This is a genomic window from Methylobacterium sp. J-001 (assembly GCF_022829565.1).
GTDB lineage: Bacteria > Pseudomonadota > Alphaproteobacteria > Rhizobiales > Beijerinckiaceae > Methylobacterium.
This window is the reverse complement of sequence record NZ_JAKSYN010000027.1, coordinates 26,252-52,973: the sequence shown is the minus strand read 5'-3', so window position 1 is coordinate 52,973 and position 26,722 is coordinate 26,252. Positions and strand designations below refer to the sequence as shown.

Sequence of the window (26,722 nt, the reverse complement as noted above, 5' to 3'; positions counted from 1 at the left end):
CGCAGGGCGTCAGATTACCTCGTCGGCGAACAGGAACGCCACGCCGGTGATGCCCATGAGGCCGAGCAGGAAGAACGTGTCCGCCACCGGCTCGACGAACCGGCTGACGCGCAGGCTTCGGCCCCGGCCAGCCCCGCACCGCGCTGGCGCGCCGGCCCGGCGGGCGCGGTGACTTTGTTCGAGACGCGGAGGCCGGGCCAAACCGGCTCGGATGCACGAGCCGGCGTAACGGCAACTGATCTGATTTTAATCCCGACTTTATTCAACCGCCGAGGCATTTACGGGAGAGTTATAATCATAGATAATAACAATCCTCTACATATATGCAGATTCAGTTTTAACGCACTGAACGATATTGACACGGGCAAGCACAATGGAATGCGGCGGAGCAAAACTTGCAATCATAATAAACTGCTATAATTACGAGGATTACGTTCGGCATTCGATCGAGAGCGTTCTCTCCCAGGATACGTCGCAGTGCGACGTCATCGTCGTCGACGACGGATCGACGGACCGCTCGTGGGAGGTGATCCAGAAATTCAACGTCCGTGCCTTCCGGAAACAGAACGGCGGACAAGTCAGCGCCTGCCGATACGGCGCCTCCAAGACATCCGCGCCATTTATATTGTTCCTCGATGCAGATGATGAACTCGTACCGGGTTCGATACAGACGATCATTCGTCATCTCGACGCGAACGTCGCGAAGATCCAGTTCCCGCTTCTTCGGATCGACGCCACCGGGACCGAACTGGGATCGACGTTCCCGAAGCTCGCGGATGCCCGCGACCGCGCCTCCTTCGCCGAATCCGTCGAGAAGGCCGGCACCTACATCTCGCCGCCGACCTCGGGCAATGTCTTCCACAGGGATCTGTGCGCGCTGCTTGAGACGGCGCATTACGATTCGGCGGTCGATGGCGTCATGCTGCTGGCCGCGCCGTTCTACGGCGACATCATCAGCCTGGCCGAGCCGCTGGGCCGCTATCGTGTGCACGGCAAGAACAAGTCCGGAACCGACCGGCTGCCGACCCCCTCCCTCCTCCGACGGCACCAGAAACGGTTCGCCGACCGGGTTTCCCACCTGAAGGAGGCGCTGAGCGACCAGGGCGTCTCCGGCGCGATCGGCAATCCGACCGATATGTACGTCTACCTGCGCTACAGCAACTATTGCGATATTCTGGACCTCAAACGCATCCGCTGGACCAGCATCCTTCGCACCGTGAATGCCTTTCCGGGCTGGTACGGGCCGGCACGGCGCGTATCGGTCGTCCTGTTCCTGCTGGCGAGCATCGTCCTCCCGGTCCGCACGGTCCGCTCGATCCTGGAAGTGCGCCTGACCCGGAACTGGCGCCCGATGCTGACGAAGATCCGGACTCTGGGCATGGCCCGATCCAGCTGACAGCGGATTGCCCCCCTGTCCGCCCCGACGGGGCCGGCCTCCGGACGCTTGTCAGCCCGCGGCAGCGCCGGGAAAGCGGATGGTCCACGGGCCGTTAGCGACGCATCGCGAGCCGGGAATCTCGCCGCATCGCAAGGATAGCGCACATCGCATCCGAGCATCGAGCGGGCATGCGACAGTCTTTCCCGGGCGGCTTTGCCGCCGGGATCGAACCATGCTTGGATGCGGGCCGCGACATGCGGCGTCTCCGGATGGAGATCGACCTTGCGATACCTGCGCGCGGCCTGGAATATGCATGCCGATCATTCGGAGGTACGATGATCGGCATGCTGGACGCGCGAAGGATCTTTTCTCGGACGGTCGGGGCCGGGATCGCGCCGAGGGACGAATGGCGCGGCGTCGGACGATCCTGTGGCGGGCCCCGGTTCCCGGCGGCACGCTAGGATGGGCTCCTCCGCATTCGAGGCGCGCGACGTGGTCGTCGTCGGCGCGGGAATCATCGGCCTGTCCGCCGCGCTCGCGCTGCGCACCCGCGGCCTGTCCGTCACGGTGCTGGACCGCGAGGGCCCGGTGGCCGGGGCCAGCGCCGGCAATGCCGGGGCCTTCGCCTTCACCGACATCCTGCCGCTGGCCTCGCCCGGGATCCTCAGGAAGGCGCCGCGCTGGCTGCTCGACCCGCTCGGGCCGCTCTCGGTGCCGCCGGCCTACGCCCCGCGGATCCTGCCCTGGATGCTGCGCTTCTGGCGGGCCTGCGCGCCCGAGCGGGTCCGCCGGGCGACGGCGGCCCAGGCCGCGCTCATGAACCTGTCACGGGACGCGTTGGAGCCGTTCCTCGCGGCCACGGGCACCCGGGCGATGCTGCGCAAGGACGGCAATCTCCAGGTCTACGAGGGGCAGGCCGAGTTCGAGGCCGCCCTGCCCGGCTGGCGGGTGCGGGCCGATCACGGCATCGCCGTCACGCATCTCGACGCCGCCGGCATGGCGGCACTCCAGCCCGGCCTGTCGCCGCGGTTCACGCACGGGACGTTCACCCCCGGCTGGTTCTCGATCGCCGATCCGAAGGCATACGGGCTCGCCCTGGCCGATCGTTTCCGGGCCGAAGGCGGCACGATCGAGCGCGCCGCCGTAACGGCGCTCCGGCCCACGGAGGACGGCGTCGCCCTCGTGACGCAAGGCGGGACCCGGCAGGCCGCGCAGGTCGTCGTCGCGGCCGGGGCCTTCTCGCATCGGATCATCCGCAGCCTCGGCGAGCGGATCCCGCTGGAGACCGAGCGCGGCTACAACACGACCCTGCTCGAGGGCGCCTTCGACCTGCGCACCCAGATCACCTTCGGCGGCCACGGCTTCGTGGTGACCCGCCTGTCGTCCGGCATCCGGGTCGGCGGCGCGGTGGAACTCGGCGGCCTCGACCGGCCGCCGGATTTCCGGCGCTCGGAGGCGATGCTGCGCAAGGCGCAGGGCTTCCTGCCGGGCCTGGACATCGAGGGTGGGCGCCCCTGGATGGGCTTCCGCCCGTCGCTACCCGATTCCCTGCCGGCGATCGGCCATGCCGCGGCCACCCGCCGGGTCGTCTACGCCTTCGGGCACGGCCATCTCGGGCTGACCCAGTCGGCGGGCACGGCCCGCCTCGTCGCCGACCTCGTCACCGGCGCGGCGCCGGCGATCGATCTCGCACCGTTCTCGCCCCAGCGCTTCCGATAGGGCTTCCACGATGGCGAACCACACCTTTTCCTGCTTCGACGGCCATACCTGCGGAAACCCGGTCCGCCTGGTCTCGGGCGGCGGCCCGATCCTCGAAGGCTAGACCATGCTGGAGAAGCGCGCCCATTTCCTGCGCGCCTTCGACTGGATCCGCACCGGGCTGATGTTCGAGCCGCGCGGCCACGACATGATGTCGGGCGCGATCCTGTATCCGCCGACCCGGCCCGATTGCGACGTGGCGGTGCTGTTCATCGAGACCAGCGGCTGCCTGCCGATGTGCGGCCACGGGACGATCGGCACGGTCACCATGGCGATCGAGAACGGCCTGGTCACCCCGCGCGAACCGGGCAAGCTCGCCATCGACGCGCCGGCCGGCAAGGTGGATGTCACCTACCGGCAGGAGGGCCGCTTCGTGGAGGAGGTGCGGCTGCGCAACGTGCCGGGTTTCCTCCATGCCGAGGGGCTGACCGCGCAGGTCGAGGGCTTCGGCGAGATCGTGGTGGATGTCGCCTATGGCGGCAACTTCTACGCGATCGTCGAGCCGCAGAAGAACTTCCGGGACATGGCCGACCATTCCGCCGGCGCGCTCATCGCCTTGTCGCAGCGCCTGCGGGCGGCGCTCAACGCCCAATACGACTTCGTCCACCCGGAGCATCCGGAGATCCGGGGCCTGTCCCACATCCTCTGGACCGGCGCGCCGCGTCACCCCGAGGCCCAGGCCCGCAACGCCGTGTTCTACGGCGACAAGGCGATCGACCGCTCGCCCTGCGGCACCGGCACCTCGGCCCGGATGGCGCAGCTCGCCGCCAAGGGCAAACTCTCCGTCGGCGACGATTTCGTGCACGAATCGATCATCGGCTCGCTGTTCCACGGCCGGGTCGAGGCCGCGACCACGGTGGCCGGCAAGCCCGCGATCGTGCCCTCGGTGGCCGGCTGGGCGCGCCAGACCGGGATCAACACGATCTTCATCGACGACCGCGACCCGTTCGCCCACGGCTTCGTGGTGGCGTAGCCTGTGACGTGAAGGCGTGCCCCGCCCTCACTGGGTCAGGGTGCGCAACTCCCCGCGGGCGAGCCCGAACAGGGTCCGGCCGAGCAGCCACAGGATCACCAGCGTCGCCAAGGCGAGGAGCGCCAGGGCGGTGCCGTCGGCGAGCGCGCCCGGCATCGCCGTCGCGATGCGCAGGGACGCGACCGCCGCGGCGGCGAGGGGGAAGCTCACCGCCCACCAGGCGACCCGGAACGGGCAGGCCTGGACGAGGCGTGCGAGCTTGGGCAGCAGCACCGCCAGCAGGAACAGCGTGAGCGCGTAGAGCGCCTCCGCGAACAGGTCGATGGTCCCGGTTGTCGCCACGTAGGTCGAGAACCCGACCGCGAACGGCGCGATCAGGATCAGCAAAGCCGGCTGCAGCGCCACCGGGAGCGGCGCCTCGAACAGCAGCCGCGACAGGATCAGCGTGAATAGCGGCACCGCGAAGAACAGGCCGACGGCGAGCCCGAACATCATGACCGCGTGCATCGGCGGCAGGCCCAGCCCCGGCAAGGCGAGCGGCACGTCGAGCAGGCCGACCACCGGGACGATCCAGGCCGGCGTCGCATGCGCCGCCTGCTGGCGCTCGCTCAGCCAGCGGGTCACGATCAGCCAGGCGAACACGGTCATGCCGACGGCGCCCAGGACCCAGACGACCTGCGCGACGAGGAGGTTGGCCCGCGCCAGCGGGATGGGCAGCAGCAGCAGGCTGATCAGGGGCGTCCCGAACAGGTTGCCGGCGATCGGATGGACAAACTCGGCACGCACCGCCTGCGGGGCGATGGCGGCCTTCGCGGCGTAGCCCGCCGCGATCGCCACGAAGGCAGCGAGCGCCGCCCAGCCCAGGACGTCGGCGATCCAGGCCGGCGCGGCGTAGCGGGCCTGGGCCAGGCTCCAGGCGACGCTGAGGCCGGTCAGGCCCATCACCGCGGCGAACAGGCCGACCGGCAGCACTTCGAGCTGCCGCCAACCCGCCGGGATGGTCGGCGGCGCCTCGGCGGCCTTGTGTGCGGTCAGGGCGGCCTCGGACGGATCCGCGATCCGCTCGGTCCGGTCGACCACATCCAGCATCGGCTGACTCCTTTTCCAGGCCGGCCACCCCGTCGGGTGCCGGCCGTCACGGAGGCGCGCAAGATGGCGCGTGCCCCCCTCCCCGCCCGAGCGCTCGGACGGTCCCGCAAACCGCCGCCGTCAGGCCGCGGAGAGCTTGGTGTTGGCGATCGGCAGCGCGCGGATGCGCTGGCCGGTCAGGGCCGCGATGGCGTTCAGCACGGCGGGCGGCACACCGGGCAGGCCCGGCTCGCCGACGCCGCCCATCGGGGCGCCGCTCTCGACGATGCGCACGTGCACCGCCGGCATGTGCTCCCGGCGCAGGATCGGATAGGTGTCGAAGTTCTGCGACTGGCGCACCCCGTCACGGTAGACGATCTGCTCGAACAGCACCGAGGAGAGGCCCAGGGCGGCGGCCGACTCGACCTGCGCCCGCACGATCGCCGGGTTGACCACGCTGCCGGGATCGAACGCGATCCACAGGGTGTGGACCCGGGCCTCGCCGCCCGCGACCGAGACTTCGGCGATCGTGGCCGTCTCCGACCCGAACGGCGAGGCCATGGCCAGACCCCGAGCCCGCGTTCCGCCCTCGGCCGGATAGGGCCCGCGCCGCCAGCCGCCGGACATCTCCGCCACCGCCGCCAGCAGCGCCAGGTGGCGCGGGCTGTCCTTCAGGAGTGCCCGGCGCAGGGCGAACGGGTCCTGGCCGCCCCCTTGGGCGATCTCGTCGAGGAAGCTCTCGTAGAACGCGTCGTTCATCGAGTGGCCGACGGAGCGCCAGAACGCGATCGTCACCGGATGGGCGAGCTTGGTGAAGGTCATCCGCCGGTTCGGGATGGCGTAGGGCTTCTCGACGATCCCCTCCACGGCGGACGAATCGATCGGGTTCTTGAACAGCGCGCCGAAATAGCGCCCGATCGGCCCCTCGCCGACGGTGCGGACCTCGATGGCGCTGGGGCGCCCCCGGGCGTCGAGGGCGGCACGGAAGCGGCTGTAGCTGAGCGGACGCAGGGCGTCGGACCGGAACTCCTCCTCGCGCGACCAGATCACCTTCACAGGGCGGCGGGTCGCCTGCGCGAGGCGGATCGCCTGTGGGAACGGGTTGCCGGGTCCGTAGGCGAAGTGGCGGCCGAAGAAGCCGCCGAGCATCGGCGAGTGGATCCGCACCTGCGCCGGCTGCAGCCCCGCCACCTGGGCGGACAGGGCCTGGAACAGCTCGGGCATCTGGTTCGGCAGCCAGAGGTCCAGCGTGCCGTCCTCGGCAAAGTGCGCCAGCGCCGAGGGCGGCTCGAGCTGGGCGTGGGCCAGATAGGGCGCCTCGTATTCGGCCTCAATGACCTTGGCGGCCTTGGCGAAGGCGTCTTCGGTGTCCCCCACCGCCTCGGCCGCGAGGCCCGGATCGGTGGCGGCCTTGAGAGCCGCCACCATCCCGTCGGACGAGAAATCGGCCGCCACCGTGTCGAGGCCGCTGGGCTTGGGCGCCGACCAGCGCACGCCGAGCGCCTCGACCGCCTTGCGGGCCCGCCACCAGCTGTCGGCCGCGACCGCGACGGCGCCCGGCAGGCGGTGCACCGAATGGACGCCCGGCATCGCCTGGATCTCGGCCGCGTTGGCGAGCGCCTCCGGCTCGGTGCCGAGATGCGGCGCGTGCTGCACGGCCGCGTACAGCATGCCGTCGAGCTTCTGGTCGATCGCGTAGACCGCCCGTCCCGTCGCCTTGTCGTGCACGTCGAGCCGCGGGACCGGCTGGCGGATATACCGGAAGGTCGCCGGGTCGCGCAGCGGCACGGCTTCGTTCGGTTTCAGCAGCAGGGCGTCGGCCGCCAAGTCGCCGTAGGGCAGCGACCGGTCGGTCGCCGCGTGGATCACGACCCCGTCGCGGGTGGTGAGCTCGGCTTCCTGCACCTTGAGCCGGGCCGCGGCGGCGCGGATCAGCATGTCGCGGGCGGTCGCGCCGAGCCGGCGCATGACCGCGTAGCTCGACCGGGTCGAGAAGCTGCCGCCGGTCATGCGCAGGCCGTTCACCACGGCGTAGTCGGGGCCCGGCGGCGCGCATTCCACGTCGAAGCGCGCGGGCGGCACGTCGAGCTCCTCGCCGACGATCTGCGCCATGCCGGTGGCGATGCCCTGGCCGCCTTCGACGAACGGGCTGAGCAGCTTGACGGTGCCGTCCGGGTGGATCTCCAGGAAGGCGGCGACCCGGGTGCCGGGCTTGGGCGCGATCGCGCCCGCCCCCTCCGCGGGCCCCTGCGCCTGGGCGCGGGCACTGCGGCCCGGGAGGGCCACGCTGAGCACCAGGGCGCTGCCGGCGGCCGCGAGGAAGCCGCGCCGCGACGCCCCGGGGGGTTCGACCACGGTCACGGCGTCCGCGCGGGCCGGTGCGAGAAGCGGGTCCATGCCGGTCTCCTCAGGCTGCAGCCTGCCGCACGGCGGCGGCGATGGCGTTGTAGGTCCCGCAGCGGCACAGGTTGGTCATCGCGTCGGCGATGTCGGCATCGGTGGGGCGCGGCGTCTGCTGCAGCAGGGCGGTCGCCGCCATGACCTGGCCCGACTGGCAATAGCCGCATTGGGGCACCTGCAGCGCCACCCAGGCCGCGACGACCTTCCGGCCGATCGCGCCCTGCTCGACCGCCTCGATCGTCGCGACCGGCTGCGTACCGACGCTCTCGATCGGGACCTGGCAGGAACGCGTCGCCTGGCCGTCGAGCAGCACCGTGCAGGCGCCGCATTGGCCGATGCCGCACCCGTACTTGGTGCCGGTCAGGCCGAGCGTATCGCGCAGCACAAACAGTAATGGCGTATCGGGCTCGGCATCGATTGCATGCTGGCGACCGTTGATCGTCAGGTTCACCATGATTGTGTCCGTCCGAATATCGGCAATTCCCCGCGCCATGCTTACGCACGACCATGACAGCCGCCTACGCCATAAAGGCCACGTTTTCGGACACGGGGCATGGGCGCCGGGCACGGACGCCGGGCCTGGGCGCGGCAGCGTCGCGCCGCCTCACATGACGGCGAGGGGCCCCGCGGCTTGGCGGATCCGCCGGGGGACCGCGCCGTAGACCCGGAGGAACGACCGGCGCATCCGCTCGCGGTTGGCGAAGCCGACCTCCTGGGCGATCGCCTCCAGGGGCAGCCGGCTCTCCTCCAGCATCAGCTTGGCCGCCTCGACCCGGATCGTCTCGACGGCCTTGGCCGGCGAGGTCCCGGTCTCGGCCCGGAACAGCCGCGTCAGTTGCCGCGGGCTCAGGCAGGCCACCGCCGCCAGGTCCTCGGCGGTCAGGGGCTTGCGCAGGTTGTGGCGCGCATAGGCCAGAACGCTCTGGATCCGATCGGCGGGCGGGTCGACCTCCAGGAGGGCGGAGCGCTGCGCCTGGCCGCCGGACCGGCGCCGCTCCATGACCAACCCGCGGGCCACCGCGGTGGCGAGATCCCGGCCGTGGTCGCGCTCGACCATGCCGACCGCGAGATCGATGGCCGCCGACATGCCTGCGGAGGTCCAGATGTTGTCGTCGGCGATGTAGATCTTGTCAACGTCGAGCTTGCAGCTGGGATAGCGCGCGCGGAACTGGGACGCGAAGTACCAGTGGGTCGTGGCGCGCCGCCCGTCGAGCAGGCCGGCATCGGCCAGGATGAAGGCCCCCAGGCACAGGCCGGCGAGCCGGCGCGTCGATTGCGCGGCGGCACGGACATAGGCGGCGAGTCCTGGCGCCGTCGTCGGGATGCCGACGCCGGCCGCGACCAGGATCGTGTCGAAGGCCTCCGGCTCGGCCAGCGGCTCGGTGGCGACGGCGGCACCCAGGCCGGCCCGGAGCCAGCCGCCCTGTTCCGACTGGAGGCGGACGTCATAGAGCCGCTCGCCGGCGTACCAATTCGCCATCTCGAACGGCGAGGTCACGGCCAGGCCCATGAAATCGAAATCGGGGCAGAGGACGAGGCCGATGCGACGGGCCGTTGCCATGGATAGCCGCTCCGCTCCGCTCCGGCCCGATATCGATGGTTGTCTTAGCATTCCTTCGGATCGACGCGAACCGCCACAGCACATCCTGCGATGCGCGGTGCGGTTTCCCGACCGGATACGGATCATCCGCCGCGCAGACAGGGTGCATGACGGGGTGCGGGGCGACACTTGCTTAGGGAGCGTGCGGATCGAGTGCCCCGGCGGCGCGGAGGACGGGCCGAGGTTCGGTTCCAACCGCCTCAGAGCTTGATGCCTTCCAGATAGCCGCGGTTCCAAGTCGGACTGATCAGGATCTCGTTGACGCAAACGGTCGAGGGAAGTCGCGTGACGAACAGGATCGTCTCGGCGAGATCCTCCGATTGCAGCATGCGTCCTTTGTCCTCCGCGGTGACAGGCACGGGCCGCTTGTCGAGGATGGGGGTGGCGACCTCGCCCGGGCAGATGCAGCAGGAGCGGATGCCGTGTCCGCATTCCTCCTGGTTCAGGCTTTCGGAGAGGGCCATGAGACCGTGCTTGGCTGCGGAATAGGCTGGTCCCGTCAGCTTCGAGACGTAGCGTCCGGCCCACGAGGAGACCTGGATGATCAGACCGCCGTGCTGCGCCCGCATCGTCGGCAGCACGGCCCGGGAGGTATAGAACGGGCCGTTCAGATCCACGCCGATCACGGCATCGATGGCGGCCGGCGAGATCTCCCGCCAGCTCCGCTCGCGCACATTGAGACCTGCGGCGTTCACCAGGATGTCGCACCGCCGATAGGCCGTGTGGACCGCATCCCAGGCGCGCTGGACGGCGTCGGCCTGACTCGTGTCGGCTGGAACCACCAGGGCCTCACCGCCCGCCGCGCGAACGCGGTCCGCAGTCCGTTCCAGAGCGTCGTGCCCGCGTCCGGTGAGCGCCAGCCGAACCCCGGCCCGCGCGAGGGCCACCGATGCGGCCTGGCCGATGCCGGATCCGGCCCCGGTCACCCAGGCGACCTGCCCCTCGATATCGCGCAGCATGTGGCGGCTCCCTCTCGACTCTCCTGCATGCGGGGCAGGCTGCGACCCCCACTATCCCTTGCCGATCAACGGACAGCCGCCGTCGGTGAGGGGGCGGAACGCCTGCTCGGCGGGTATGGTGTCGAGGAGCTTGTACAGATCCCACTCGCCCTTCGATTCTGCGGGTGCCTTGACCTCGAACAGATACATCGGGTGCAGCTTCCGGCCATCGGCCCGCACCGAGCCCCGGCCGAACAGCGGGTCGTCCGTCGGGTTGGCCTTCATCCAGGCCATCGTCGTCTGCGCGTCCTTCGATCGCGTCGCGGCGACCGCCTTGAGGTAGTGGAGCAACCCGGCATAGACGCCAGCTTGGTTCATCGTCGGCATGCTGCCGCTGTGGCGTCGCGCGAAGCGTTCCGAGAAGGCGCGCGTGCCCGGGTTGAGATCCCAGTAGAACGCCTCGGTGAGCACCAGGCCGCGGGCCGTCTGCAGGCCGAGCGAATGGACGTCGACGGCGTAGACGAGCAGGGCGGCGAGCGTCTGCCCGCTTTCGGTGAGGCCGAACTCATGCGCCTGCTTGACGGCGTTGATGGTGTCGCCGCCCGCATTGGCGAGCCCGATGACCTTCGCCTGCGAAGCCTGCGCCTGGAGCAGGAACGAGGAGAAATCCGTGGCGGGAAAGGGCACTTTGGCGGCACCGAGGACGCGGCCCCCGCCCGTCTCGACCACCGCACTGGCCTCGTTCTGCAGCGAGATTCCGAACGCATAGTCGGCGGTCAGGAAATACCAGGTCGTGCCCCCGCGCTTGAGCAGTGCACCGGCCGTCCCATGCGCCAGGGCATAGGTGTCGTAGGTCCACTGGATCGTGTTGGGCGAGCAGGCCTTGCCGGTCAGGTCTGTGGTGCCGGCGCCGGAATCGATGAAGATCTTGTTCTTGTCGCGCGTAACCTGGCTCACCGCGAGCGCCACCGAGGAAGTCGGCACGTCGAGAATCGCGTCGACGCCCTCGCGGTCGTACCATTGGCGGGCGATCGCGGCGCCGACATCGGGTTTGTTCTGGTGGTCGGCGGACACCACCTCAACCCGCACATCCGGGTGGATCTTGGCGAAGTCCTCGATCGCAAGCTGGGCGGCGACGACCGAACCCGGCCCGCCGGTATCGGAATAGACTCCGGACATGTCGTTGAGGACGCCGACCTTCACGTTGATCGACTGGGCCGCAGCCGCCCCGATCGTGGCAGCGTAAACGATCGCAGCGGAGACGACGCAGTTGCGGACCAGCGCCATGACACGATTCCCCCGCGGTGAATCTTTGTTATGGATGTCACGAGGGCACGGCATACAACCCAGCGTCAAGACTGATCGCGCGGATCGAGACCTGTAAACGGCACATCTGCCCGGCGACTTTCACGCAAAGCAACGCGCCATGGGCCGCCCGCCGCCCCAGGCGGGATGCCGAGCAGGGCGGCTGACCTGTCCTGCCGGCTCGAACCCACGGGCCAACTCCATCGGGTCACCGTCGGTGCGGATCGGATCGACCCTCAGCTGCTCGTGACAGCTTTCAGTTCGGTTCGACGGCTTCGCAGAACCAGCAGGCCGGCGACAGCGATCAGGACGAGGACGCCCTGTATGCTCAGGGCCTCCCAGCTGCCGTTGAAGCCGAGATCGCCGACGGCAGCCGGCACGCCGTCATCGTGCACCGAGACCAGCGCCTGCTCCTGGAACTCCTGGATCGCGGCCCCGACGAGCCTCAGCCCCATCACGAACAGGAAGGCCGAGGTCAGGACGAAGATGGGCCGCAGCGGCAAGCGCAGCGCCAGCCATTGCATCGCCCCATACAGGGCCACGAGGGCCAGCGCGGCCGCGCCGAGGCCGCTGAGCAGCGCCCCGTCCCAGCCGCCGGCGGTCCTGGCCAGGGCATGCAGGAACAGCACCGTCTCCGCCCCCTCCCGAAACACCGCCAGGAAGGCGATGCCGGCTAGAGACAGGATGGTGCCCGTCCCAAGCGCCCGGCCGGCCAACCGGTTGAGTTCCGCCTGCCAGGATTTGGGATCCTGCCGCAGGAACAGCCAGCCGCTCATGTAGAACATAAGTCCGGCGGCCAGCAGCATGACCCCGGCTTCGATCAGGTCGTTGTGATTGCCGTCGAAATAAGCTTCGAACACCCACGCCATGGCGAGACTGGCGAGAACGGCAGTGCCTGCGCCGAGATAGATGGGCATGATCCGGTGGGCCGCGTCGGCGCGCCGTAAAAGGGCAGCGAGCGCAGCAACCACCAACAAGGCCTCAAGACCTTCCCGGAACAGGATCGTGAAAGCCTGAATGAACGTCGACCCATCGGTCATGAAAAATCCCCTGCGACTCGTCGATCTGCAGTGAACAACTGTTCGGGATCGATCTCAATGCCCGGGACTGCTCATTGGAATTTGAAACAATCCAATGTGATCCGGACCATGATGTCCGTGGGCGGCCATGCCCTGGCCGATCGGTGCGGGCGCCCCGCAGTCCTGCGCGCCGACCTGGTTTCCTCGCCGGATATGCCCCCGCCGCTTGACGGCAGCGCCGGTCCGGTTGCCGAAGCGGAGCCCGGTCGGCATGCTGCCGCCCGAAGCGGGCGACGGCGAGCGGTGGGCATGGGACTCTTGGACGGATTGCTGGGCCACGGCACCGAGGTCGATGCCGCATCGCTCGAGCGGCGGCTTGCCGGCATCCTGATCGATGGCGAGACGGCGCGCCTGGCGTTCAAGATCATCCGCGACGTGTTCGTCTTCACGGAACGCCGGATCATCCTGATCGACGTGCAGGGCGTCACCGGCAGCAAGGTCGCGTTCACCTCGATTCCCTACCGGGCGATCGTCCGCTTCTCGGTGGAGACGGCCGGCACCTTCGACCTCGATGCCGAGCTCAAGATCTGGGTTTCGGGCACGCCGCAACCGATCGAGCGCACCCTGAAGAAGGGCGCCGACGTGCGCGGCATCCAGCGCGCCCTGGCGGAGGGCGTGCTGCGCTAGAGCCTGGCCCCGAACGATGGACGCCAGCTCATCGGGGCGCCGCGCCGCTCCGCGATCCGACGGGGGCCATCGCCGCGAACACACCGTCCCGGCGCACCAGGGCGTGGAACAGCGCCGCCGCGACATGGGTCAGGACCAGCGCGAAGAACGCGAAGGCGAGGTAGGAATGCGCGTTCCAGAGCAGCGTATGGAGGGCGGCGTTCTGCGGTAGGATCGCGGGCAGACGGATGTCGCCGTAGAGCACGACCGGGTAGGCGCCGGCCGACAGCATCGCCCAGCCGAGCAGCGGCATCGCGACCATGAGCCCGTAGAGCCCGTAATGGGACAGGTGTGCGGCGAGCTTCATCGGGGCGGGGAGGTCCGCCGGCAGGGGCGGCGTCCCGCTTCGCGCCCGCACCGCCAGGCGGACGAGGGCGAGGACGAAGATCGCCACGCCCAGCGTCTTATGGGTCGCCAGCAGCGGCACGTATTTCGGCATGATCGTCGAGACCATGCCGACCCCGATGAAGAACATCGCGATGATGCACGCCGCCATCGACCAGTGCAGGAACCTTTGGACGCCGGTGAAGCGCTTCCCGTCGGCTGTCATCGTGGCGCCTCCGCTGCGGACCTGGGATAGTCCTTCGCCTCCGCGGTGCGCAGATCGTAGGATCGCGCGTAGGCCGCCGAGCGCGCCGCCGGGAACGGGTCGTCGGAGACCCGGATGCCGTCCGGCAGGATCGTCGGGTCGAAGTTGACGTCGCGGCACGGGCCGTCCGCCTCGGGCTCGATGCGCTCGACCACCAGGATGCCGGCCTCGACGCTGCGCCGTCCCTCCGGCCAGGCGCGGCTCGGATCCGCGGTCGGGTCGCCGGGCTCGGCGACGGTGAGGATCAGGCTCCAGCGCTGCGGCGCGGCCGCGACCCGCTCGGTGATCTCCCGCTCCAGATAGGCCTCGCCCCGTTTGGCGAGGTCCCCGGGCGTGATCCGCTCGGCCTGCGCCTGCGGACGGAACGACCAGCGCACCGCCTGCTCGGCGCCGGACGCGTTGGTGAACAGGAAGGCGTTGAGGCTGTTGTAGGGCTCCTGCGCGTAGCTCGCGGTCCAGTCGGGGCTCTTGGCCCAGGCGCCGAACGGGGCGAATTCCGGATGCGCGGCGACGAAGGCCGCCATCGCGTTCGGCGCCTTGCTCGCGGGCACCCGCAGCAGGGCGTAGAAGGCCTCCGGGCTGGAGACCGGGAAAACCGGCGCGTTGATCATGGCGGTGCGCCACACCGCGCCGTCCTCCGCGGTGATCTGCAGGCTGAGGCCCCGCACCCGGACGGTGGCGTCCGGCGCGCCGGGATCGGGGGTGCTGAGGTTGAACCGCCCCAGGGCGGGATGGCGCCCGGTCGCGAAGGCCCGGGCCCGCGAGAGCGCGGCACCGTTGCCGTTGGCCTCGAACACGCCCGTGAAGCAGATCCCCTTGGCGTGGTTGCGCCGGTACCCGGGAACCGGCCCGTTCGGCGGCGCGAGGGCGTCGACGAGCTTCGTCGGCGTCAGGCGGTCCGGCGAGAGCCAGCCCGCGGTGTAGGCGAGCGCGCCAGTCGCGCCGGCGCAAATCGCGGCGATGAGGGCGAGCGAGGCCAGGGTCGAGCGCGGCCCCGACGGAGGAAGCGGCATGCGCGGGTCTCCCTTGGACATCGCCCGGCACCGGCCGCGGACAGCGGAGACGCGGCGACGAGCGATCCCGGTTTCGGCCGTCGGCGAGACCGAATCTCCCCGCGTTCGAGGCCTCGTAGGCTGCCAGAAATTTTGAATTCAGGAAAGCAAAGCCTCGGCGCGCCGCCGAATACGGATCGTGTTCGCCAAAAAGACGGGTTTTCGCCCGCGCCGCTCACCCGGCCCGCTGCGCGAGGTGCCGCGCACGCACGGTGCCGTCGATGCTCCGAAGCGCCTGGAGGACTGTGTCCGCCTCCGGCAGCTGCACCGACGCGTCCACCACGACGTAGCCGAAATCCCCGTCGGTCTGCAGGTACTGCGCATCGATGTTGAGCGTGCGGCTGGAGAAGATCGCGTTGATCTGACCCAGGACGCCCGGCACGTTCCGGTGCACGTGGAGGAAGCGTGCCCCGGACAGGCGCGGCGGCAGCTGCACCTGCGGAAAGTTGACGGCGCCGAGGGTGGAGCCGGTCTGCGCATAATCGACCAGCTTGCGGGCGACCTCCGCGCCGATGCGGTCCTGCGCCTCCTCGGTGGACCCGCCGATATGCGGGGTGAGGATGACGTTGGGGAGCCCCTGAAGCGGCGACACGAAGCGCTCCGCGTTGGATGTCGGCTCGACCGGGAAGACGTCGATCGCCGCGCCGCCCAGGCGCCCGTCCTGCAACGCCTGCGCCAGAGCCTCCAGATCCACCACCGTCCCGCGGCTGTTGTTGATCAGGTAGGCGCCGGGCTTCATCGCCCGGATGCGCTCCGCACTCATCAGCCCGTGGGTCGCGGGCGTCTCGGGGACGTGTAGGCTGACGACGTCGCTGGCCGCCAGCAGGCTGTCCAGGCTCTCCACGGGCTCGGTGTTCCCGTGCCGCAGCTTGTCGGTCAGATCGTGGAAGATGACCCGCATGCCCATCGCCTCGGCGAGATTGGACAGCTGCGAGCCGATATTGCCGTAGCCGACGATCCCGAGCGTCTTGCCGCGGACCTCGAAGGATCCCGCGGCCGACTTGTCCCAGCCGCCCGCATGCGCGGAAGCCGAACGCGGCAGGATGCGCCGGAGCAGCATCACGATCTCGCCGATCGTGAGCTCGGCGACGCTGCGCGTGTTGGAGAACGGCGCGTTGAAGACCGGCACCCCGCGCGCCCGGGCGGCCGCGAGATCGACCTGGTTGGTGCCGACGCTGAAGCAGCCGATGGCGGTCAGCTTGGGCAGCGCGTCGAGAAGCGTGGCGGTGATCGTGGTCCGCGAGCGGATCCCGAGCACGTTGGTGTCGGCGATGCGCGGCGCGTCGGGCAAGCCGATGGCGTGCGACAGCAGCTGGACATCGTCGAGGCCCGCCTCCGCGAAGACCTGACGGGCTGTGGACGCGATATTCTCGGTCAGGACGATACGATCCGTGGGCAAAGCCGGCACCTCTGTGGATGGGAGGGCACAGATTATCACGTTCCCGGCGCATGGCCCCGCCGGCAACCTTTTTCGATCGTCAAGAATAAACAGAGACGGCGTTATACTAGTTCGAACATCATGACGGCCATCGATTGATCCAATCGGGCAAGATCGTGCGGCCCAGTTCGTGCACGGGCCAGCGTCGTGGCGGCTCGGAACGTCAGAGGCCTCTGTCGAAACGAGGATTGGGCGAACCGTTTCCTTGAGGCGGCAAACGGCCCGGGTTAGCTTACGGCTTCGGTCAACCGGCTTGTGTGAGTTGGGTGATGGCGACCTTGAAAAAGCGGCCTTCCTGGATCGATGGCTACAGCCTGACGACGGCGGAAATCCTTTATCATCTCCCCGATTATCCGCATCTGCTCCAAACCTTCATCTGGCAGCAGCTGGATCTGTTTCCCCATCTCCCCGCACTGAAGAAGTTCCTGGCGTTCTGGCAGACCACGCTGGATGGCCCCGTGCATTCGGTGACGGTCATGCATCGTCAGCTCATCAAACCGGCTGACCTGCGCACGGTATCCGGGGAGTTCCTGCTCCACTGACGGGCGCCGCGACGGATCCTGACCCAGCAAACGGGACGGCCCCACCGTCCTCGTTGATCTCCAGACCGCCCCGGTCGGCCGCAGGATCCCCGCGGCCGTTCGGCATCGCCGGTCCGGCTGCGCGTGCGCGTCTCATCCGAGCCGGATCCCGAACCCAAACGGGCTCGATCGCGTCGCGCGCACCCCGGAAACGGTCTCCGAGACGATCGGCATCATCAGCCGTGACGCGGCCTCCGAATCGCGGTGAGCGCCGCGGCTCAGCCGACCCGCACGGGCCGTGCCGGAACGGCTCCGGCGCAGGCCTGCGCGTAGAGCGCCTCGCAGCGGTCGAGCCAGCGGTCGCGGCTGAACAGGCGCAGGACCCGGGCCTGCGGGACCGTGCGCGGCAGGGCGAGCGCCCCGCCGATCGCCCGGGCGAGGTCCGCCGCGTCCCCGGGCGCCACGAGGCATCCGGCCTCGCCGACGATCTCCCGGGCCGCGCCGCTGGCGAAGCCGGCGACCGGCAGGCCGCAGGCCATCGCCTCGATCGCCACCAGCCCGAACGGCTCGTCCCAGCACGGGGTGAACAGGAACACCGAGGCGCGGCCGATTTCAGCGGCCAGCGCCCGGCCGTCGAGATGGCCGCCGTAGCGGATCGGGCCGCCGAGTTCCGGGGCGATCCGCTCCGCCCAGTAATCCGGCTCCTCGATCGGGCCGTACAGGGTCAGCGAGATGCCGGCCAGCCTGGCCGCCGCGATCGCGTGGTGCGCGCCCTTGATCGCCGCCAGCCGCCCGGACCAGGCGGCGGAGCCGTCGCCGCGCTCTTGGAACGGCCAGGCCGCGGGGTCGACGCCGTTGTGGAGCACCGACACCTCCGGCGGCGCGCCCTCCGGCCACCAGGTCCGGAGCTGGGCCTGCGAGGTCACGGTGATCCGATGCCCGGGGGCGGGGCTGGCGTGCACGAAGCCGCGCAGGGCGTCGTAGGGCGGCACGTGCAGGGAGGTGACGGTGGGGACCCGCGCGGTCCGCCGCCGCTCCAGGGGCAGCCGGCTCAGGCTGTTGTTGTGCAGCACGTCGAACCCGCCCGCCGCGATCCGGTCGCAGGCAGCGGCGTAGCCGTCATCGACGTAGGCCCGCAGCCCCGGATCGCCGCGATGCTCGAGACCCGGGAAGACGCGCTCGTGATGCACCGGGACCACGGCGTCGATCGCGAAGCGCGGATCGCTGTCGCCGGAGGCGAACAGCACCACGTCGTGGCCGCGGGCCGTCAGACCCTCGGCGAGGTGCCAGCTATGGGCCTCCATGCCCCCCGTGAAGGGCGGCGCGACCGGGTGGCGGATATGGGCGAGGAGCGCGATCCTCACGCGGTCGCCGCCGCGCCGACCCGGGATTCCAGATACCGGATGACGGAGGCGGAGTTGGTGTAGGGCTGGTGGCTCTGCTGCCCGGTGAGCGCGAGGTCGTCGGCGTCGGGCCGGCGCAGGATCCGGATCGGCCGGTCGGGCGTGTCGTCGATCAGGCCCATGACCCGGAACGCGTAGAGCCAGTGGCCCATGGTCCGGTAGCCCCACTTGGCCTCGAACAATTCGGCGTTGCGCACGACGCTGTCGAGGTGGTGGATCGGCGGCATGTGGTGCGGGTGGTACTGGTGATAGGCCAGCGCGCCCTTGATCCAGGCGATCGGCGTGCCGCTCTGGTCGAGGATCTTGCCGAAATCGGTGTCTTCGCCGCCATAGCCCGTGTAGCGCTCGTCGAAGCCGCCCAGCGCCAGGAAGGTGTCCCGCCGGATCGCGAAGTTGAGCGACCAGAAGCAGCGGTAATCGTTGCACAATTCGATGCCGGAGGCCGGCGGGCCGCGGCGGTCGGAATGCCGCTCCGCGCTCGCTGCGAGGTCGGCGTAGCGCCAGGCGCCCGCGGTGGCGCGCTCGGGCAGGTGCAGGACCTCGCCCATCAGCAGGCCGTCGAGCTCGCCGAGCCCGCGCGCATAATCGGCCACGAGGTCGGGGGCCGGGATGCAATCGACATCCAGGAAGACGATGCCGTCGCCGCTCGCCGCGTCCACGCCGCGGTTGCGGGCGGCCGCGAGCGGCAGCTCACGCCCCGGAACCCGGATCTGGCGGACCGGGAACGCCGTCTCGGGCAGGTCGTAGGGCTCGTCCTGCATGACGGCGACGATGAACTCGGCGGGCGCCTGCGTCTGGCGCTCCAGGCCGCGCAGCACATTGCGCAGATGCGCCGGCCGGCCCTTGGCCAGGGTCACGACGGAAACGGTGGACATGCGACGGTCGGGCTCCGGCTGGTGGGGGACGGGGGCGATACGGGGTTTTGTTTTCGATCGGCCCTCGCCGCGTCCCGGCAAGGGTTAAGCAAGTTCATGAAACACTACGCGTTTCCCCTCCCCCTTGCGGGGAGGGGCAGGGGTGGGGGTGGTGCAGGAGGCACCGTGACGCCCCATCCTGAACCACCCCCACCTCCAGCTCCTCCCCGCAAGGGGGAGGAGAGCGCGTTGCGCAGGCCGTAGGGGCAAGGGGCCGGTCAGGGAGGCGCGACAGGCGCCTCGGCGCCCTGCCAGAGTTCGTCGGTGAGCCCTTCGAGCCAGCCGGCGGCGCGTGCGGCGGCGTCCAGGGCGTAGAGGCCGCGCAGCTCGGCGCCGTCGAGCGTCCGGGCACGGGCCAGGAGGTCGCGCCAGCCCTGGAGATCGCCTGGCCAGGCGGGTGCCTGGACGGCGGCGCCGAGCCGGACCAGGGCCTCGGCCTTGCGGGTCTGCTCGGCGAAATAGCGCCATTCCGGCATCACGATCAGGCGGCCGCCGACCCGGGCGACCTCGTGGACCGTGTTGTCACCCGCCGAGGCGATCACGATGTCGGCGGCCGCGAGGTAGTCGGTGACGGAGGGCACCCAGCCCAGTTCCCGCAGGTTGGCGAAGTCGGTCTCGTGCCCCTCCCGGTGGGTCGGCCCGAGGGTCAGCCACAGGGCGTCGGGCTCGGCGCGCGCCGCCACGGTGAGCGGCGCGTAGGGGGTGCCGCTGCCGCCACCGCCGGTCACCGCCACGACGATCTCGCGCTGCGGGTCGAGGCCGAGCTTCGCCCGCGCCTCCGTGCGGTCGGGGATGCGGTCGAGGCTGGTGCACAGGCCGCCGCTGTAGAAGGTCTTGGCGCGCAGCGAGGCCGGGTAATCCGCCTGCTCCAGCCGGGCATCGAACGGTGCCAGCATCCCGACGCAGGCCTCGTAGGCGCCGACATGGCCGATATCGGAACGGTCGCCGTGCATCCGGATCTGCACCGCCGGCACGCTGGCGATCCGGGCGAGCAGCGCGATCTCGGCCGAGACGTCGACCACGAACAGGCCGACCGCGCGGTCGTCGAGATGGTCGAGGATGGTCCGCATGGTCCGGCGCATCGGGGCGAGCCCCAGCGGCACGCAATGCATCACCTGCGGGGTCGGCTCGGCGTAGAGGCGCGGGGTCGGCACGGCGGCGCCGATCATGTCGGGCAGCGGCACGATCTCGATGTCGCGGGCGAAGCCGTCGAACAGGTGCGGGCCGGCGGTCAGCACCGAGACCGGCCGGTCGCGGGCGAATTCAGCGGCGACCGCCATGGTGCGGTTGGCGTGGCCCCGGCCCTGGTGGTGGACGAAGAACGCGATCGGCTTCTTCATGGTCTGCTTCACGAGAACAGGGCGCCGGGCCGCCGGGACGCGGCGATCTCCGGGGCGGTCGGCGGGCGGATCACGCGGATCGCCGGGGCGGCGTCGTCCCAGTCGATCAGCCCGGCGGCGCGGAACTGGCCGAGCCAATAGGTCATGCACCAGCGCCCGTGGCGGGTTCGGAAGCGCGCGGCGTTGGCCAGGATCGGCGCGAAATGCTGCAGCGGCGGGACATGGACCGGGTGGTGCTGGTGGTAGGCCCGGGCCCTCGCGACCCAATAGGTCGGCAGCCCCGTGGCCGCGAGGCGGGCGGCGAAGTCGGTCTCCTCGCCACCATAGCCGGTAAAATCCTCGTCCATGCCGCCGACCGAGCGCCAGGCTCGGGCGGACAACGCGAAGGCCAGGCCCCAGAGCTGGCCGGGATCGGGCTCGAGGCGCAGGCCCGTCTCGGGCACCGGGGGCCGGGCCGGGTGGGGGCGGCCGAGGCGGTCGAGGGCCGCGTCGTCGAGGTCGGGGCCGGCCTCCGGCGGCAGGTACAGGACCTCCCCGAGGAACAGGCCCTCCGCCCCGGAGGCGGCCGCCGCGTAGGCGCCGACCAGGCCGGCGGCCGGGATGCAATCCACGTCGAGGAAGACCAGAAGGTCGCCGGCGGCGGCCTCGGCGGCGCGGTTGCGCGCGGCGGCCAGCGGCATCGGCTCACCCGGGACATGGAGATGGCGCACCGGGCAGCCGGGATCGGGCAGGCCGGGAGCCGGCTCGGGCTGCATCCAGGCGATCACCAGCTCGCGCGGCGGCACGGTCTGGCGGGCGAGGCCGCGCATCAGGTTGCGCAGGCACCCGGCGCGGCCGCGCACCAGAGTGAGCACGCTTGCCGAAGGCGCCGGTGAGCGCACCCCAGCGGGCCGAATGTCAGGAGGCCGAATATCAGGAGGCATCGGCCAGCATCCGGCGGAAATGCGCCACGCCCTCGATGATGCCGCGGGCATGCGAGGCCCGGGCGACGTAGGAGTGCTGCAGCGCCGCGTTGCTGGCGAGGTCGTCGGAATAGTTCGCCACGATGATCGCCTGCACCCGGGCGCGCAGCATCTCGACATCGTTGCCGGAATCCCCGGCCACGAACACCGCCCGCTCCGGCAGGCCGTAAAGGGCGCGGACATGGTCCACCGCGGTGCCCTTCGAGGCCGCCGCCGGCAGGACGTCGAGGTAGCGGTCGTGGCTGTGGATCACCCGGGCGCCGAGGCCGGCCTCGGCGAGATGCGCGCTCACCCGGCGGGCGGCGGCGGCCCCGCCGAAATAGCTCAGCTTGTACGGGCGCTGCTCCAGGGGCCCCTGGGGCAGGAGGTCGTCGATGCCGGCGAGCGCCGCGCGCAAAGCCTCCCGGTCCCAGCCGGCGGCAATGGCCGCGCGCCAAGCGGCATCGGCCGTGTAGGTCACACCGTTGGCATCGAGGTGGTAGATCTCGGAGCCGACCGAGGTGATCATCACCTGCGGCCTCGGGCTCATCTGCTGCTCCAGTACCGCCATGGCGCTGTGGAACGAGCGGCCGGTGGCGACCCCGAAAGCCAGCCCCGCCTGCTGGCTGCGCCAGCGCCGGAAGATGCCGAGGGCCGCCTCGCAGCCGACCAGGGTGTTGTCGATATCGCAGACCAGGAGCTGCCAGGGCGTCCGCAGGGGCGGCTCCGGGGCGAGGAGCGCGCGCAGCAGCGCGTGGTAGCGCGCGGCGTGCCGGTCCCAGTCGTAGGCCGCCGCGGCGCGGGCCCCGCCCGCGACGTAGCGGGCGCGCAGTGCCGGATCGGCCAGGATGCGCAGGCAGGCCCGCGCGATCGCCTCCGGGTCGCGGGGATCGACGAGCAGCCCGTTGCCGCAGGTCTCGACGATGTCGTTGGGGCCGCCGCTGTCGGTGGCGACCAGCGGCAGGCCGGCCGCCGACGCCTCCAGCAGGGTCAGGCCGAAGGGCTCGTTGAGCGCCGGATTGACGAAGATGCCGCCGCGCGCGCGGGCATAGGCGTAGATCGCCGGCACGTCGTCGGGCCGGTGCGTCTTCGGGTAGGCCACACGCCCGTAGAGGTCGTAGCGGTCGATCAGCACCAGCAGGTCGCGCATCGTCGCGGCCATGTCGCCATCGAGGGCGTCGATGTCGCTGCGGGTGCCGGCCACGATCACCAGATTGGCCCGGGCCTGGAGCTCCGGGCTCTCGCCGTAGGCCTGGACCAGGGCCGCGAGGTTCTTGCGCGCCACCGGCCGGGCCAGGGCCAGCAGCGGCGGCTTGGCGGGATCGTCGAGGAAACGGTCGATCAGGGCGTCGACCCGGGGATGCGGCTCGGCGGCGGCGAAGCGCGCGAGGTCGCTGCCCGGCGGCACGACGCGGACGCGGCCGGGATTGTAGGCGTCGTAGCCGGCATACTGGACCTCGGCCTCGTCCCGGGAGGAGGCGATGACCAGGGTGGCCTGGGCGAAGGCCGCCTCCTCGGTGGCGATCCGGCGGACGAGGTCGGGGGCCTGGGCGGCATCCCCGCCGAGCATCGCGGCCTTGACCCGCCCGAGCGAGTGGGCGGTGAATACGAACGGGATCCCGAGCCGCGCCTCCACGATCGCCGCGACCGCTGCGGCGTCGGCGTAATGGGCGTGGATCAGGTCGGGCGCGCGCTCCTGGGTGCCGATCCAGGCGACGAGGTTCTCGGCGAACCGCGCGACCTCCTCATGCATCGCCTCCTTCGACCGGTAGCCCGGCGCCGCGCTCGGGAGCCGCACCAGCCTGACCTTGTCGGAGATCCGCTCTTCGGGCACGGCGTAATCCGGGCCGGGCGGCCCGTGGAACAAGCGCGTCGCCACGACGATCTCGGCCACGCCGAAATCCTGCGCCGAGGCGGCGACGAGGTCCAGCAGGTAGCGGATGTGGCCGCCGGTATCCGCGGTGAGGCCGTAGACGACATCGCGCCCGCGCAGGCAGCCCTGCAGGGCGATGTGCAGAACGAACATCAGGCGTTTGCTGAAGCTGTCAGGCGCTCCCCGAAAACTAACTTATGTGAAGAGAGCGTCGTGATCCGTGTTGCCCAGGTCGCACCGAACATTTTTCCCGTTCCCCCAAACCATCACGGCGGCACCGAGCGGGTTGTGCACGATTTGAGCACGGCGCTGCGAAGCTTGGGCGTGGAAGTAACACTGTTCGCATCCTCGGACAGTGCGACAGACTTACCGCGCGTCGGCGATTACCCGAGTCTCGCGGCTCTCGAGCAGCGCCACGGTCGGGTCGCGCCGGGGGTTCCGGCGGCCCTCGACGCGCTGCAGCTGGAAGCGCTGCGGTTGCGGCTGCCCGCGTTCGACATCGTCCATGGCCACGGCGAGTTCGCGCATGCGGCGCTGCTCGGCGCGGCCCGGCGGCGCAGCCTGACCACGGTGCATTGGCGGGTGGACGAGCTCGACCGCGCCCTGTTCTTCGCCGGCTTCCCCGACCTGCCGGTGGCGGCGATCTCGGCCGCGCAGGAAGCCGGCATACCGGCGGCCAACCGGGCCGGGATCGTGCATCACGGCATCGCGCGGGACCGCTACGCCTTCCGAGCCGAGCCGGAGGCGCATCTCGCCTTCGTCGGGCGCATGACCGACCAGAAGCGCCCGGACACCGCGATCCGCGTCGCCCGGGCGGCCGGGATGCCGATCCGGCTGGGCGGCACCATCGATGCCGGCAACCCGGACTATTTCGACCGGCAGGTGCGCCCGCTGCTCGGGCCCGACGCGACCTATCTCGGGCCGGTCGACGACAGCCAGAAGGGTTCGCTACTGGGTAGTGCCCGGGCGCTGCTGTTCCCGATCGACTGGCCCGAACCGTTCGGGCTGGTGATGATCGAGGCGATGGCGTGCGGCACCCCGGTCATCGCCTGGAATCGCGGCTCGGTCCCGGAAATCGTCGAGGACGGCGTGACCGGTTTCGTCGTCGCGTCCGAAGCCGAGGCGGTGACGGCGTTGCGAAGAGTCGCGGAGCTGGACCGGGCGTCCATTCGAAGGCGCTTCGAAGAGCGCTTCACCGCCGAGCGCATGGCGCGCGAATATCTGGCCATCTACCACCGCCTCCTCGCCGCCTGATGCGCACCGCGCTCCTGGCCTGGGATTACCCGCCGTCACCCAGTGGGCTCTCCACCGCGGCCCGCGAGATCGCTGAGAGCCTGACCGAAGCGGGGGCGGACGTGACGGTGTTCACCCTCGACCGGACCGGCCGGGAGCGGGTCGGCGGCGTCAGCGTGGTAGGGCTCGCCCTGCAGCCGGAGGGCCTGCTGGCGCGGCTGCGCCTCTGGGGAGCGGTCGGCCATCTCGCGGCGCCGCTGGCCTTCCGGAGGGCGGTTCTGGCCGAGCACGCCCGGGCGGCGTTCGACGTGCTCGAGGCGACGAACTGGTACGCCCCGGCGGTGCTGCTCACAGGCCGCCGGGACCTGCCCTTGGTGACCCGCAGCTCGACCCCCGCCGCCTTCACCCGCGACGGCATGCCGGGCCTGCGCGACCGCCTCGACGGCGCCGCCGCCGATCGCCTGGAGCGTCGGCAGGCACGGGGCAGCGCAGGTCTGATCGCCAACACACAGGCGCATGCGGCGGTGATCGCCCGGGCCTACGGGCTGCCGGACGGGAGACCTGAGGCGGTGATCGGCCTCAGCCTGCCGCCGACGATCGCCACCGCCGCCCGGGCGGCCCCTTATCCGGACGCGGACGGGCCGGTCCGCCTGCTGTTCGTCGGCCGGGCCGAGGCGCGCAAGGGCTTCGACGCCCTGCTCGCCGCGGTGGCGATCCTGGCCGGGGAGCAGGCGCGCTGCGAGCTGCCGCCCTTCACGCTCGATCTCGTCGGTGTGCCCCAGGCCGACCTGCCGGCGGACCTGCCCGAAGCCGCCCGGAGCCGCATCCGGGCCTGCGGCCGGATCGATGCCCAGGGCTTGGCCGAGGCCTATACGGGCGCGCACATCGTGCTGGCGCCGTCGCGCTACGAGAGCTTCGGCCTCGTCTACCAAGAGGCCCTGGCCTATGGCCGGCCGGTGGTGGCCTGCGCCGAGGATGCGAGCGCCCGGGCCTTCGTGGGCGTCCCGGGGGCGGGGCCGCTGGCGCCGGCGGCCACCGGCCCGGCCCTGGCCGAGGCCCTGCGCCCGCTCCTGCGCGATCCCGCCCTGCGCTCGGCCTACCGGGCCCGAGCCCTGGAGGCGGCCGGGCGGTTCGACCGGGCGAGCCTGGCGCGCGAGACCCTCGACCTCTACCGCCGGGCGATCGCTCAGGCGCGGTAGGGCTGCAGCAGCGCGTCCCGCTCCTCAGGCCGCCCGCGCCCCGGATCCAGCGCCTCATAGCGTTGCGAGCGCGCCCGGACATGGATTCCGGTGAGCGTGTGGTCGATCGCCCCATGGAGCGCGATGAAGCTCTGCGGCCAGCCGCCGGGCAGCTCCGGCCGCTCGTGCACCCGGCCGGCATAGCGGACGACCATGCGGTTCAACCGGTACTGCACGTCGGGGTAGACATCCGACAGGATGCCGTCGACGCGGTTGCGCCGGGGAAGCCCGACCGAGACGACGTTGCCGGCCTCGGCGAGCGCCGCCAGCGCGGGGAGACGCGCGCCGGTCGCGGGATCGACGGCCTCGTCGGCGTCGAGCTGCAGCATCCAGGGACTGCGGGCGAGATCCTGCAGGGCGTTGCGCTGGGCGGCGAAGTCGCCGGCCAGCGGCCGGGCCGCCACCCGCACCGCGCCGGGGGCGAAACCCGGAACCGCCACGGCCCGGGCCGGGGCAGTCCGCGCGTCGAGCAGGATCGTGACATCCGCGGCCCAGGCTGCCTGCGCCGGCAGGGCCGCCAGCACGGAGTCCCGTTCCGCCGAGCGGCAGATCACGCCGAGCGAGACCAGGCGCTGTTCCGCGCTGTCGAGATCGTACAGGGCACCTTCCGCGGCGCGCAGGCTGTGGGGCTGCAGCAGGGCGGCGCGGTCCTCCAGGCCGAGAGGGCGGATGCCGCGGCCGAGGCGAGTCGCGGCGCTGCGCAGGGTGTAGAGGTCGAGGCCGTAGCCCGCCTCCGGGTCGGGGACGAAGACCGGCGCAGCCAAGCGCCCGGCGAGATCCCACCAACATCGTTCCGGGTCCGCATCCGGCTCGATCAGGACCCCGCAGGAGCCGCAGGCGGCCGGGAACACCCGCCGACGCCCGTCCGGGAAATCGAGCCGGCGCGTGCTGGGCGCCAGCATAGCGGCGGCGCAGACGAAGCACCGGCGCGGGCCGGTCACCGCCGGTTCCGGTTTGTCGCGGCGCCCTGGTGGCATGAAGCCGATGCCATACCTTGGCTGTTCCTCACGCCCCC

General features: G+C 70.9%; 23 protein-coding genes and 1 pseudogene. 7 read left to right on the top strand and 17 right to left on the bottom strand.

Annotation, left to right across the window (positions count from 1 at the left end; all coding sequences use genetic code 11):
* Positions 1-9: 9 nt before the first annotated feature.
* A complete protein-coding gene (locus MKK65_RS01705; protein WP_243954768.1) occupies positions 10-201 on the bottom strand; it encodes a hypothetical protein in 192 nt (63 codons plus the stop codon).
* A 172-nt stretch (positions 202-373) separates the two neighbouring features.
* Between MKK65_RS01705 and MKK65_RS01700 the strand changes: the two genes are divergently transcribed.
* The 3 genes and pseudogenes from MKK65_RS01700 to MKK65_RS01690 all read left to right on the top strand — a co-directional run bounded on the left by MKK65_RS01700 (position 374) and on the right by MKK65_RS01690 (position 4,109).
* Positions 374-1,396, top strand: coding sequence for a glycosyltransferase family 2 protein (locus MKK65_RS01700; RefSeq protein ID WP_243954766.1), 1,023 nt, complete (start codon positions 374-376; stop codon positions 1,394-1,396).
* A gap of 444 nt (positions 1,397-1,840) precedes the next feature.
* Positions 1,841-3,097, top strand: a complete 1,257-nt coding sequence (locus MKK65_RS01695; RefSeq protein WP_243954764.1) for an NAD(P)/FAD-dependent oxidoreductase — start codon at positions 1,841-1,843, stop codon at positions 3,095-3,097.
* A 10-nt stretch (positions 3,098-3,107) separates the two neighbouring features.
* Positions 3,108-4,109: pseudogene (locus MKK65_RS01690) on the top strand (4-hydroxyproline epimerase).
* A gap of 27 nt (positions 4,110-4,136) precedes the next feature.
* Here the strand turns inward: MKK65_RS01690 and MKK65_RS01685 are convergent.
* The 7 genes from MKK65_RS01685 to MKK65_RS01655 all read right to left on the bottom strand — a co-directional run bounded on the left by MKK65_RS01685 (position 4,137) and on the right by MKK65_RS01655 (position 12,460).
* A complete protein-coding gene (locus tag MKK65_RS01685; protein WP_243954762.1) occupies positions 4,137-5,198 on the bottom strand; it encodes an SLAC1 anion channel family protein in 1,062 nt (353 codons plus the stop codon).
* Positions 5,199-5,318: 120 nt separating this feature from the next.
* Positions 5,319-7,574, bottom strand: a complete 2,256-nt coding sequence (locus tag MKK65_RS01680) for a xanthine dehydrogenase family protein molybdopterin-binding subunit (RefSeq protein WP_243954760.1) — start codon at positions 7,572-7,574, stop codon at positions 5,319-5,321.
* Positions 7,575-7,584: 10 nt separating this feature from the next.
* Positions 7,585-8,031 carry a (2Fe-2S)-binding protein gene (locus MKK65_RS01675; RefSeq protein WP_243954758.1) on the bottom strand — a complete coding sequence of 149 codons (447 nt, stop codon included), beginning with the start codon at positions 8,029-8,031 and terminating at the stop codon, positions 7,585-7,587.
* A gap of 150 nt (positions 8,032-8,181) precedes the next feature.
* The gene (locus MKK65_RS01670) at positions 8,182-9,138 is read right to left on the bottom strand and encodes a GlxA family transcriptional regulator (protein ID WP_243954756.1); all 957 of its coding nucleotides are present in this window, start codon (positions 9,136-9,138) and stop codon (positions 8,182-8,184) included.
* 239 nt (positions 9,139-9,377) lie between these two features.
* Positions 9,378-10,136 carry an SDR family oxidoreductase gene (locus MKK65_RS01665; RefSeq protein ID WP_243954753.1) on the bottom strand — a complete coding sequence of 253 codons (759 nt, stop codon included), beginning with the start codon at positions 10,134-10,136 and terminating at the stop codon, positions 9,378-9,380.
* 51 nt (positions 10,137-10,187) lie between these two features.
* Positions 10,188-11,402: an ABC transporter substrate-binding protein gene (locus MKK65_RS01660; protein ID WP_243954751.1), complete on the bottom strand. Its 1,215-nt coding sequence runs from the start codon at positions 11,400-11,402 to the stop codon at positions 10,188-10,190.
* Positions 11,403-11,656: 254 nt separating this feature from the next.
* Positions 11,657-12,460, bottom strand: coding sequence for an FTR1 family protein (locus tag MKK65_RS01655; protein WP_058191308.1), 804 nt, complete (start codon positions 12,458-12,460; stop codon positions 11,657-11,659).
* A 288-nt stretch (positions 12,461-12,748) separates the two neighbouring features.
* On the opposite strand from MKK65_RS01655, the gene MKK65_RS01650 reads away from it, so the two are divergent.
* On the top strand, positions 12,749-13,126 hold the full coding sequence (locus tag MKK65_RS01650) for a PH domain-containing protein (protein WP_243954749.1): 378 nt from the start codon (positions 12,749-12,751) through the stop codon (positions 13,124-13,126).
* Between the two features lie 28 nt (positions 13,127-13,154).
* On the opposite strand, the gene MKK65_RS01645 is transcribed toward MKK65_RS01650, so the two are convergent.
* From MKK65_RS01645 to serA, 3 genes are all read right to left on the bottom strand, one after another.
* A complete protein-coding gene (locus MKK65_RS01645) occupies positions 13,155-13,715 on the bottom strand; it encodes a cytochrome b (RefSeq protein WP_243954747.1) in 561 nt (186 codons plus the stop codon).
* Complete coding sequence (locus MKK65_RS01640) at positions 13,712-14,767, bottom strand: catalase family peroxidase (RefSeq protein ID WP_243954745.1); 1,056 nt, start codon at positions 14,765-14,767, stop codon at positions 13,712-13,714. Before MKK65_RS01640 ends, MKK65_RS01645 begins: the two co-directional genes overlap by 4 nt.
* 214 nt (positions 14,768-14,981) lie before the next feature.
* Positions 14,982-16,205, bottom strand: a complete 1,224-nt coding sequence (gene serA / locus MKK65_RS01635; protein ID WP_279596447.1) for a phosphoglycerate dehydrogenase — start codon at positions 16,203-16,205, stop codon at positions 14,982-14,984.
* A gap of 308 nt (positions 16,206-16,513) precedes the next feature.
* Here serA and MKK65_RS01630 point away from each other — a divergent pair, with 308 nt between their 5' ends.
* The gene (locus MKK65_RS01630; protein WP_243954741.1) at positions 16,514-16,786 is read left to right on the top strand and encodes an usg protein; all 273 of its coding nucleotides are present in this window, start codon (positions 16,514-16,516) and stop codon (positions 16,784-16,786) included.
* 257 nt (positions 16,787-17,043) lie between these two features.
* On the opposite strand, the gene MKK65_RS01625 is transcribed toward MKK65_RS01630, so the two are convergent.
* From MKK65_RS01625 to MKK65_RS01605, 5 genes are all read right to left on the bottom strand, one after another.
* Positions 17,044-18,129 carry a glycosyltransferase gene (locus tag MKK65_RS01625; RefSeq protein WP_243954739.1) on the bottom strand — a complete coding sequence of 362 codons (1,086 nt, stop codon included), beginning with the start codon at positions 18,127-18,129 and terminating at the stop codon, positions 17,044-17,046.
* On the bottom strand, positions 18,126-19,043 hold the full coding sequence (locus MKK65_RS01620) for a glycosyltransferase family 2 protein (RefSeq protein ID WP_243954737.1): 918 nt from the start codon (positions 19,041-19,043) through the stop codon (positions 18,126-18,128). The genes MKK65_RS01625 and MKK65_RS01620 overlap by 4 nt, the downstream gene beginning before the upstream one ends.
* A gap of 257 nt (positions 19,044-19,300) precedes the next feature.
* Positions 19,301-20,422, bottom strand: a complete 1,122-nt coding sequence (locus tag MKK65_RS01615; RefSeq protein WP_243954735.1) for a glycosyltransferase — start codon at positions 20,420-20,422, stop codon at positions 19,301-19,303.
* A gap of 8 nt (positions 20,423-20,430) precedes the next feature.
* Positions 20,431-21,276: a glycosyltransferase family 2 protein gene (locus MKK65_RS01610; RefSeq protein WP_243954733.1), complete on the bottom strand. Its 846-nt coding sequence runs from the start codon at positions 21,274-21,276 to the stop codon at positions 20,431-20,433.
* Positions 21,277-21,334: 58 nt separating this feature from the next.
* Positions 21,335-23,389 (bottom strand): HAD-IIB family hydrolase, encoded by a 2,055-nt coding sequence (locus MKK65_RS01605; RefSeq protein ID WP_243954731.1) that lies wholly within the window; start codon positions 23,387-23,389, stop codon positions 21,335-21,337.
* A gap of 60 nt (positions 23,390-23,449) precedes the next feature.
* Here MKK65_RS01605 and MKK65_RS01600 point away from each other — a divergent pair, with 60 nt between their 5' ends.
* Entirely contained in the window at positions 23,450-24,490 is a 1,041-nt protein-coding gene (locus MKK65_RS01600; RefSeq protein WP_058191298.1) for a glycosyltransferase family 4 protein, read from the top strand.
* Entirely contained in the window at positions 24,490-25,668 is a 1,179-nt protein-coding gene (locus MKK65_RS01595) for a glycosyltransferase family 4 protein (RefSeq protein WP_243954727.1), read from the top strand. Before MKK65_RS01600 ends, MKK65_RS01595 begins: the two co-directional genes overlap by 1 nt.
* On the opposite strand, the gene MKK65_RS01590 is transcribed toward MKK65_RS01595, so the two are convergent.
* On the bottom strand, positions 25,656-26,684 hold the full coding sequence (locus MKK65_RS01590) for a hypothetical protein (protein ID WP_243954725.1): 1,029 nt from the start codon (positions 26,682-26,684) through the stop codon (positions 25,656-25,658). The two genes, MKK65_RS01595 and MKK65_RS01590, sit on opposite strands and share 13 nt — an antisense overlap.
* Positions 26,685-26,722 lie beyond the last annotated feature (38 nt).

Bases quoted from the DNA above. Each gene is read 5' to 3' on its own strand.
- MKK65_RS01670 (WP_243954756.1), bottom strand. From the start codon at position 9,138: ATGGCAACGGCCCGTCGCATCGGCCTCGTCCTCTGCCCCGATTTCGAT.
- MKK65_RS01640 (WP_243954745.1), bottom strand. From the start codon at position 14,767: ATGCCGCTTCCTCCGTCGGGGCCGCGCTCGACCCTGGCCTCGCTCGCC.
- MKK65_RS01595 (WP_243954727.1), top strand. From the start codon at position 24,490: ATGCGCACCGCGCTCCTGGCCTGGGATTACCCGCCGTCACCCAGTGGG.
- MKK65_RS01590 (WP_243954725.1), bottom strand. From the start codon at position 26,684: ATGCCACCAGGGCGCCGCGACAAACCGGAACCGGCGGTGACCGGCCCG.
- MKK65_RS01630 (WP_243954741.1), top strand. From the start codon at position 16,514: ATGGCGACCTTGAAAAAGCGGCCTTCCTGGATCGATGGCTACAGCCTG.
- MKK65_RS01675 (WP_243954758.1), bottom strand. From the start codon at position 8,031: ATGGTGAACCTGACGATCAACGGTCGCCAGCATGCAATCGATGCCGAG.
- MKK65_RS01605 (WP_243954731.1), bottom strand. From the start codon at position 23,389: ATGTTCGTTCTGCACATCGCCCTGCAGGGCTGCCTGCGCGGGCGCGAT.
- MKK65_RS01685 (WP_243954762.1), bottom strand. From the start codon at position 5,198: ATGCTGGATGTGGTCGACCGGACCGAGCGGATCGCGGATCCGTCCGAG.
- MKK65_RS01650 (WP_243954749.1), top strand. From the start codon at position 12,749: ATGGGACTCTTGGACGGATTGCTGGGCCACGGCACCGAGGTCGATGCC.
- MKK65_RS01680 (WP_243954760.1), bottom strand. From the start codon at position 7,574: ATGGACCCGCTTCTCGCACCGGCCCGCGCGGACGCCGTGACCGTGGTC.
- MKK65_RS01700 (WP_243954766.1), top strand. From the start codon at position 374: ATGGAATGCGGCGGAGCAAAACTTGCAATCATAATAAACTGCTATAAT.
- MKK65_RS01620 (WP_243954737.1), bottom strand. From the start codon at position 19,043: ATGTCCACCGTTTCCGTCGTGACCCTGGCCAAGGGCCGGCCGGCGCAT.
- MKK65_RS01655 (WP_058191308.1), bottom strand. From the start codon at position 12,460: ATGACCGATGGGTCGACGTTCATTCAGGCTTTCACGATCCTGTTCCGG.
- MKK65_RS01660 (WP_243954751.1), bottom strand. From the start codon at position 11,402: ATGGCGCTGGTCCGCAACTGCGTCGTCTCCGCTGCGATCGTTTACGCT.
- MKK65_RS01665 (WP_243954753.1), bottom strand. From the start codon at position 10,136: ATGCTGCGCGATATCGAGGGGCAGGTCGCCTGGGTGACCGGGGCCGGA.
- MKK65_RS01615 (WP_243954735.1), bottom strand. From the start codon at position 20,422: ATGAAGAAGCCGATCGCGTTCTTCGTCCACCACCAGGGCCGGGGCCAC.
- MKK65_RS01695 (WP_243954764.1), top strand. From the start codon at position 1,841: ATGGGCTCCTCCGCATTCGAGGCGCGCGACGTGGTCGTCGTCGGCGCG.
- MKK65_RS01645 (WP_243954747.1), bottom strand. From the start codon at position 13,715: ATGACAGCCGACGGGAAGCGCTTCACCGGCGTCCAAAGGTTCCTGCAC.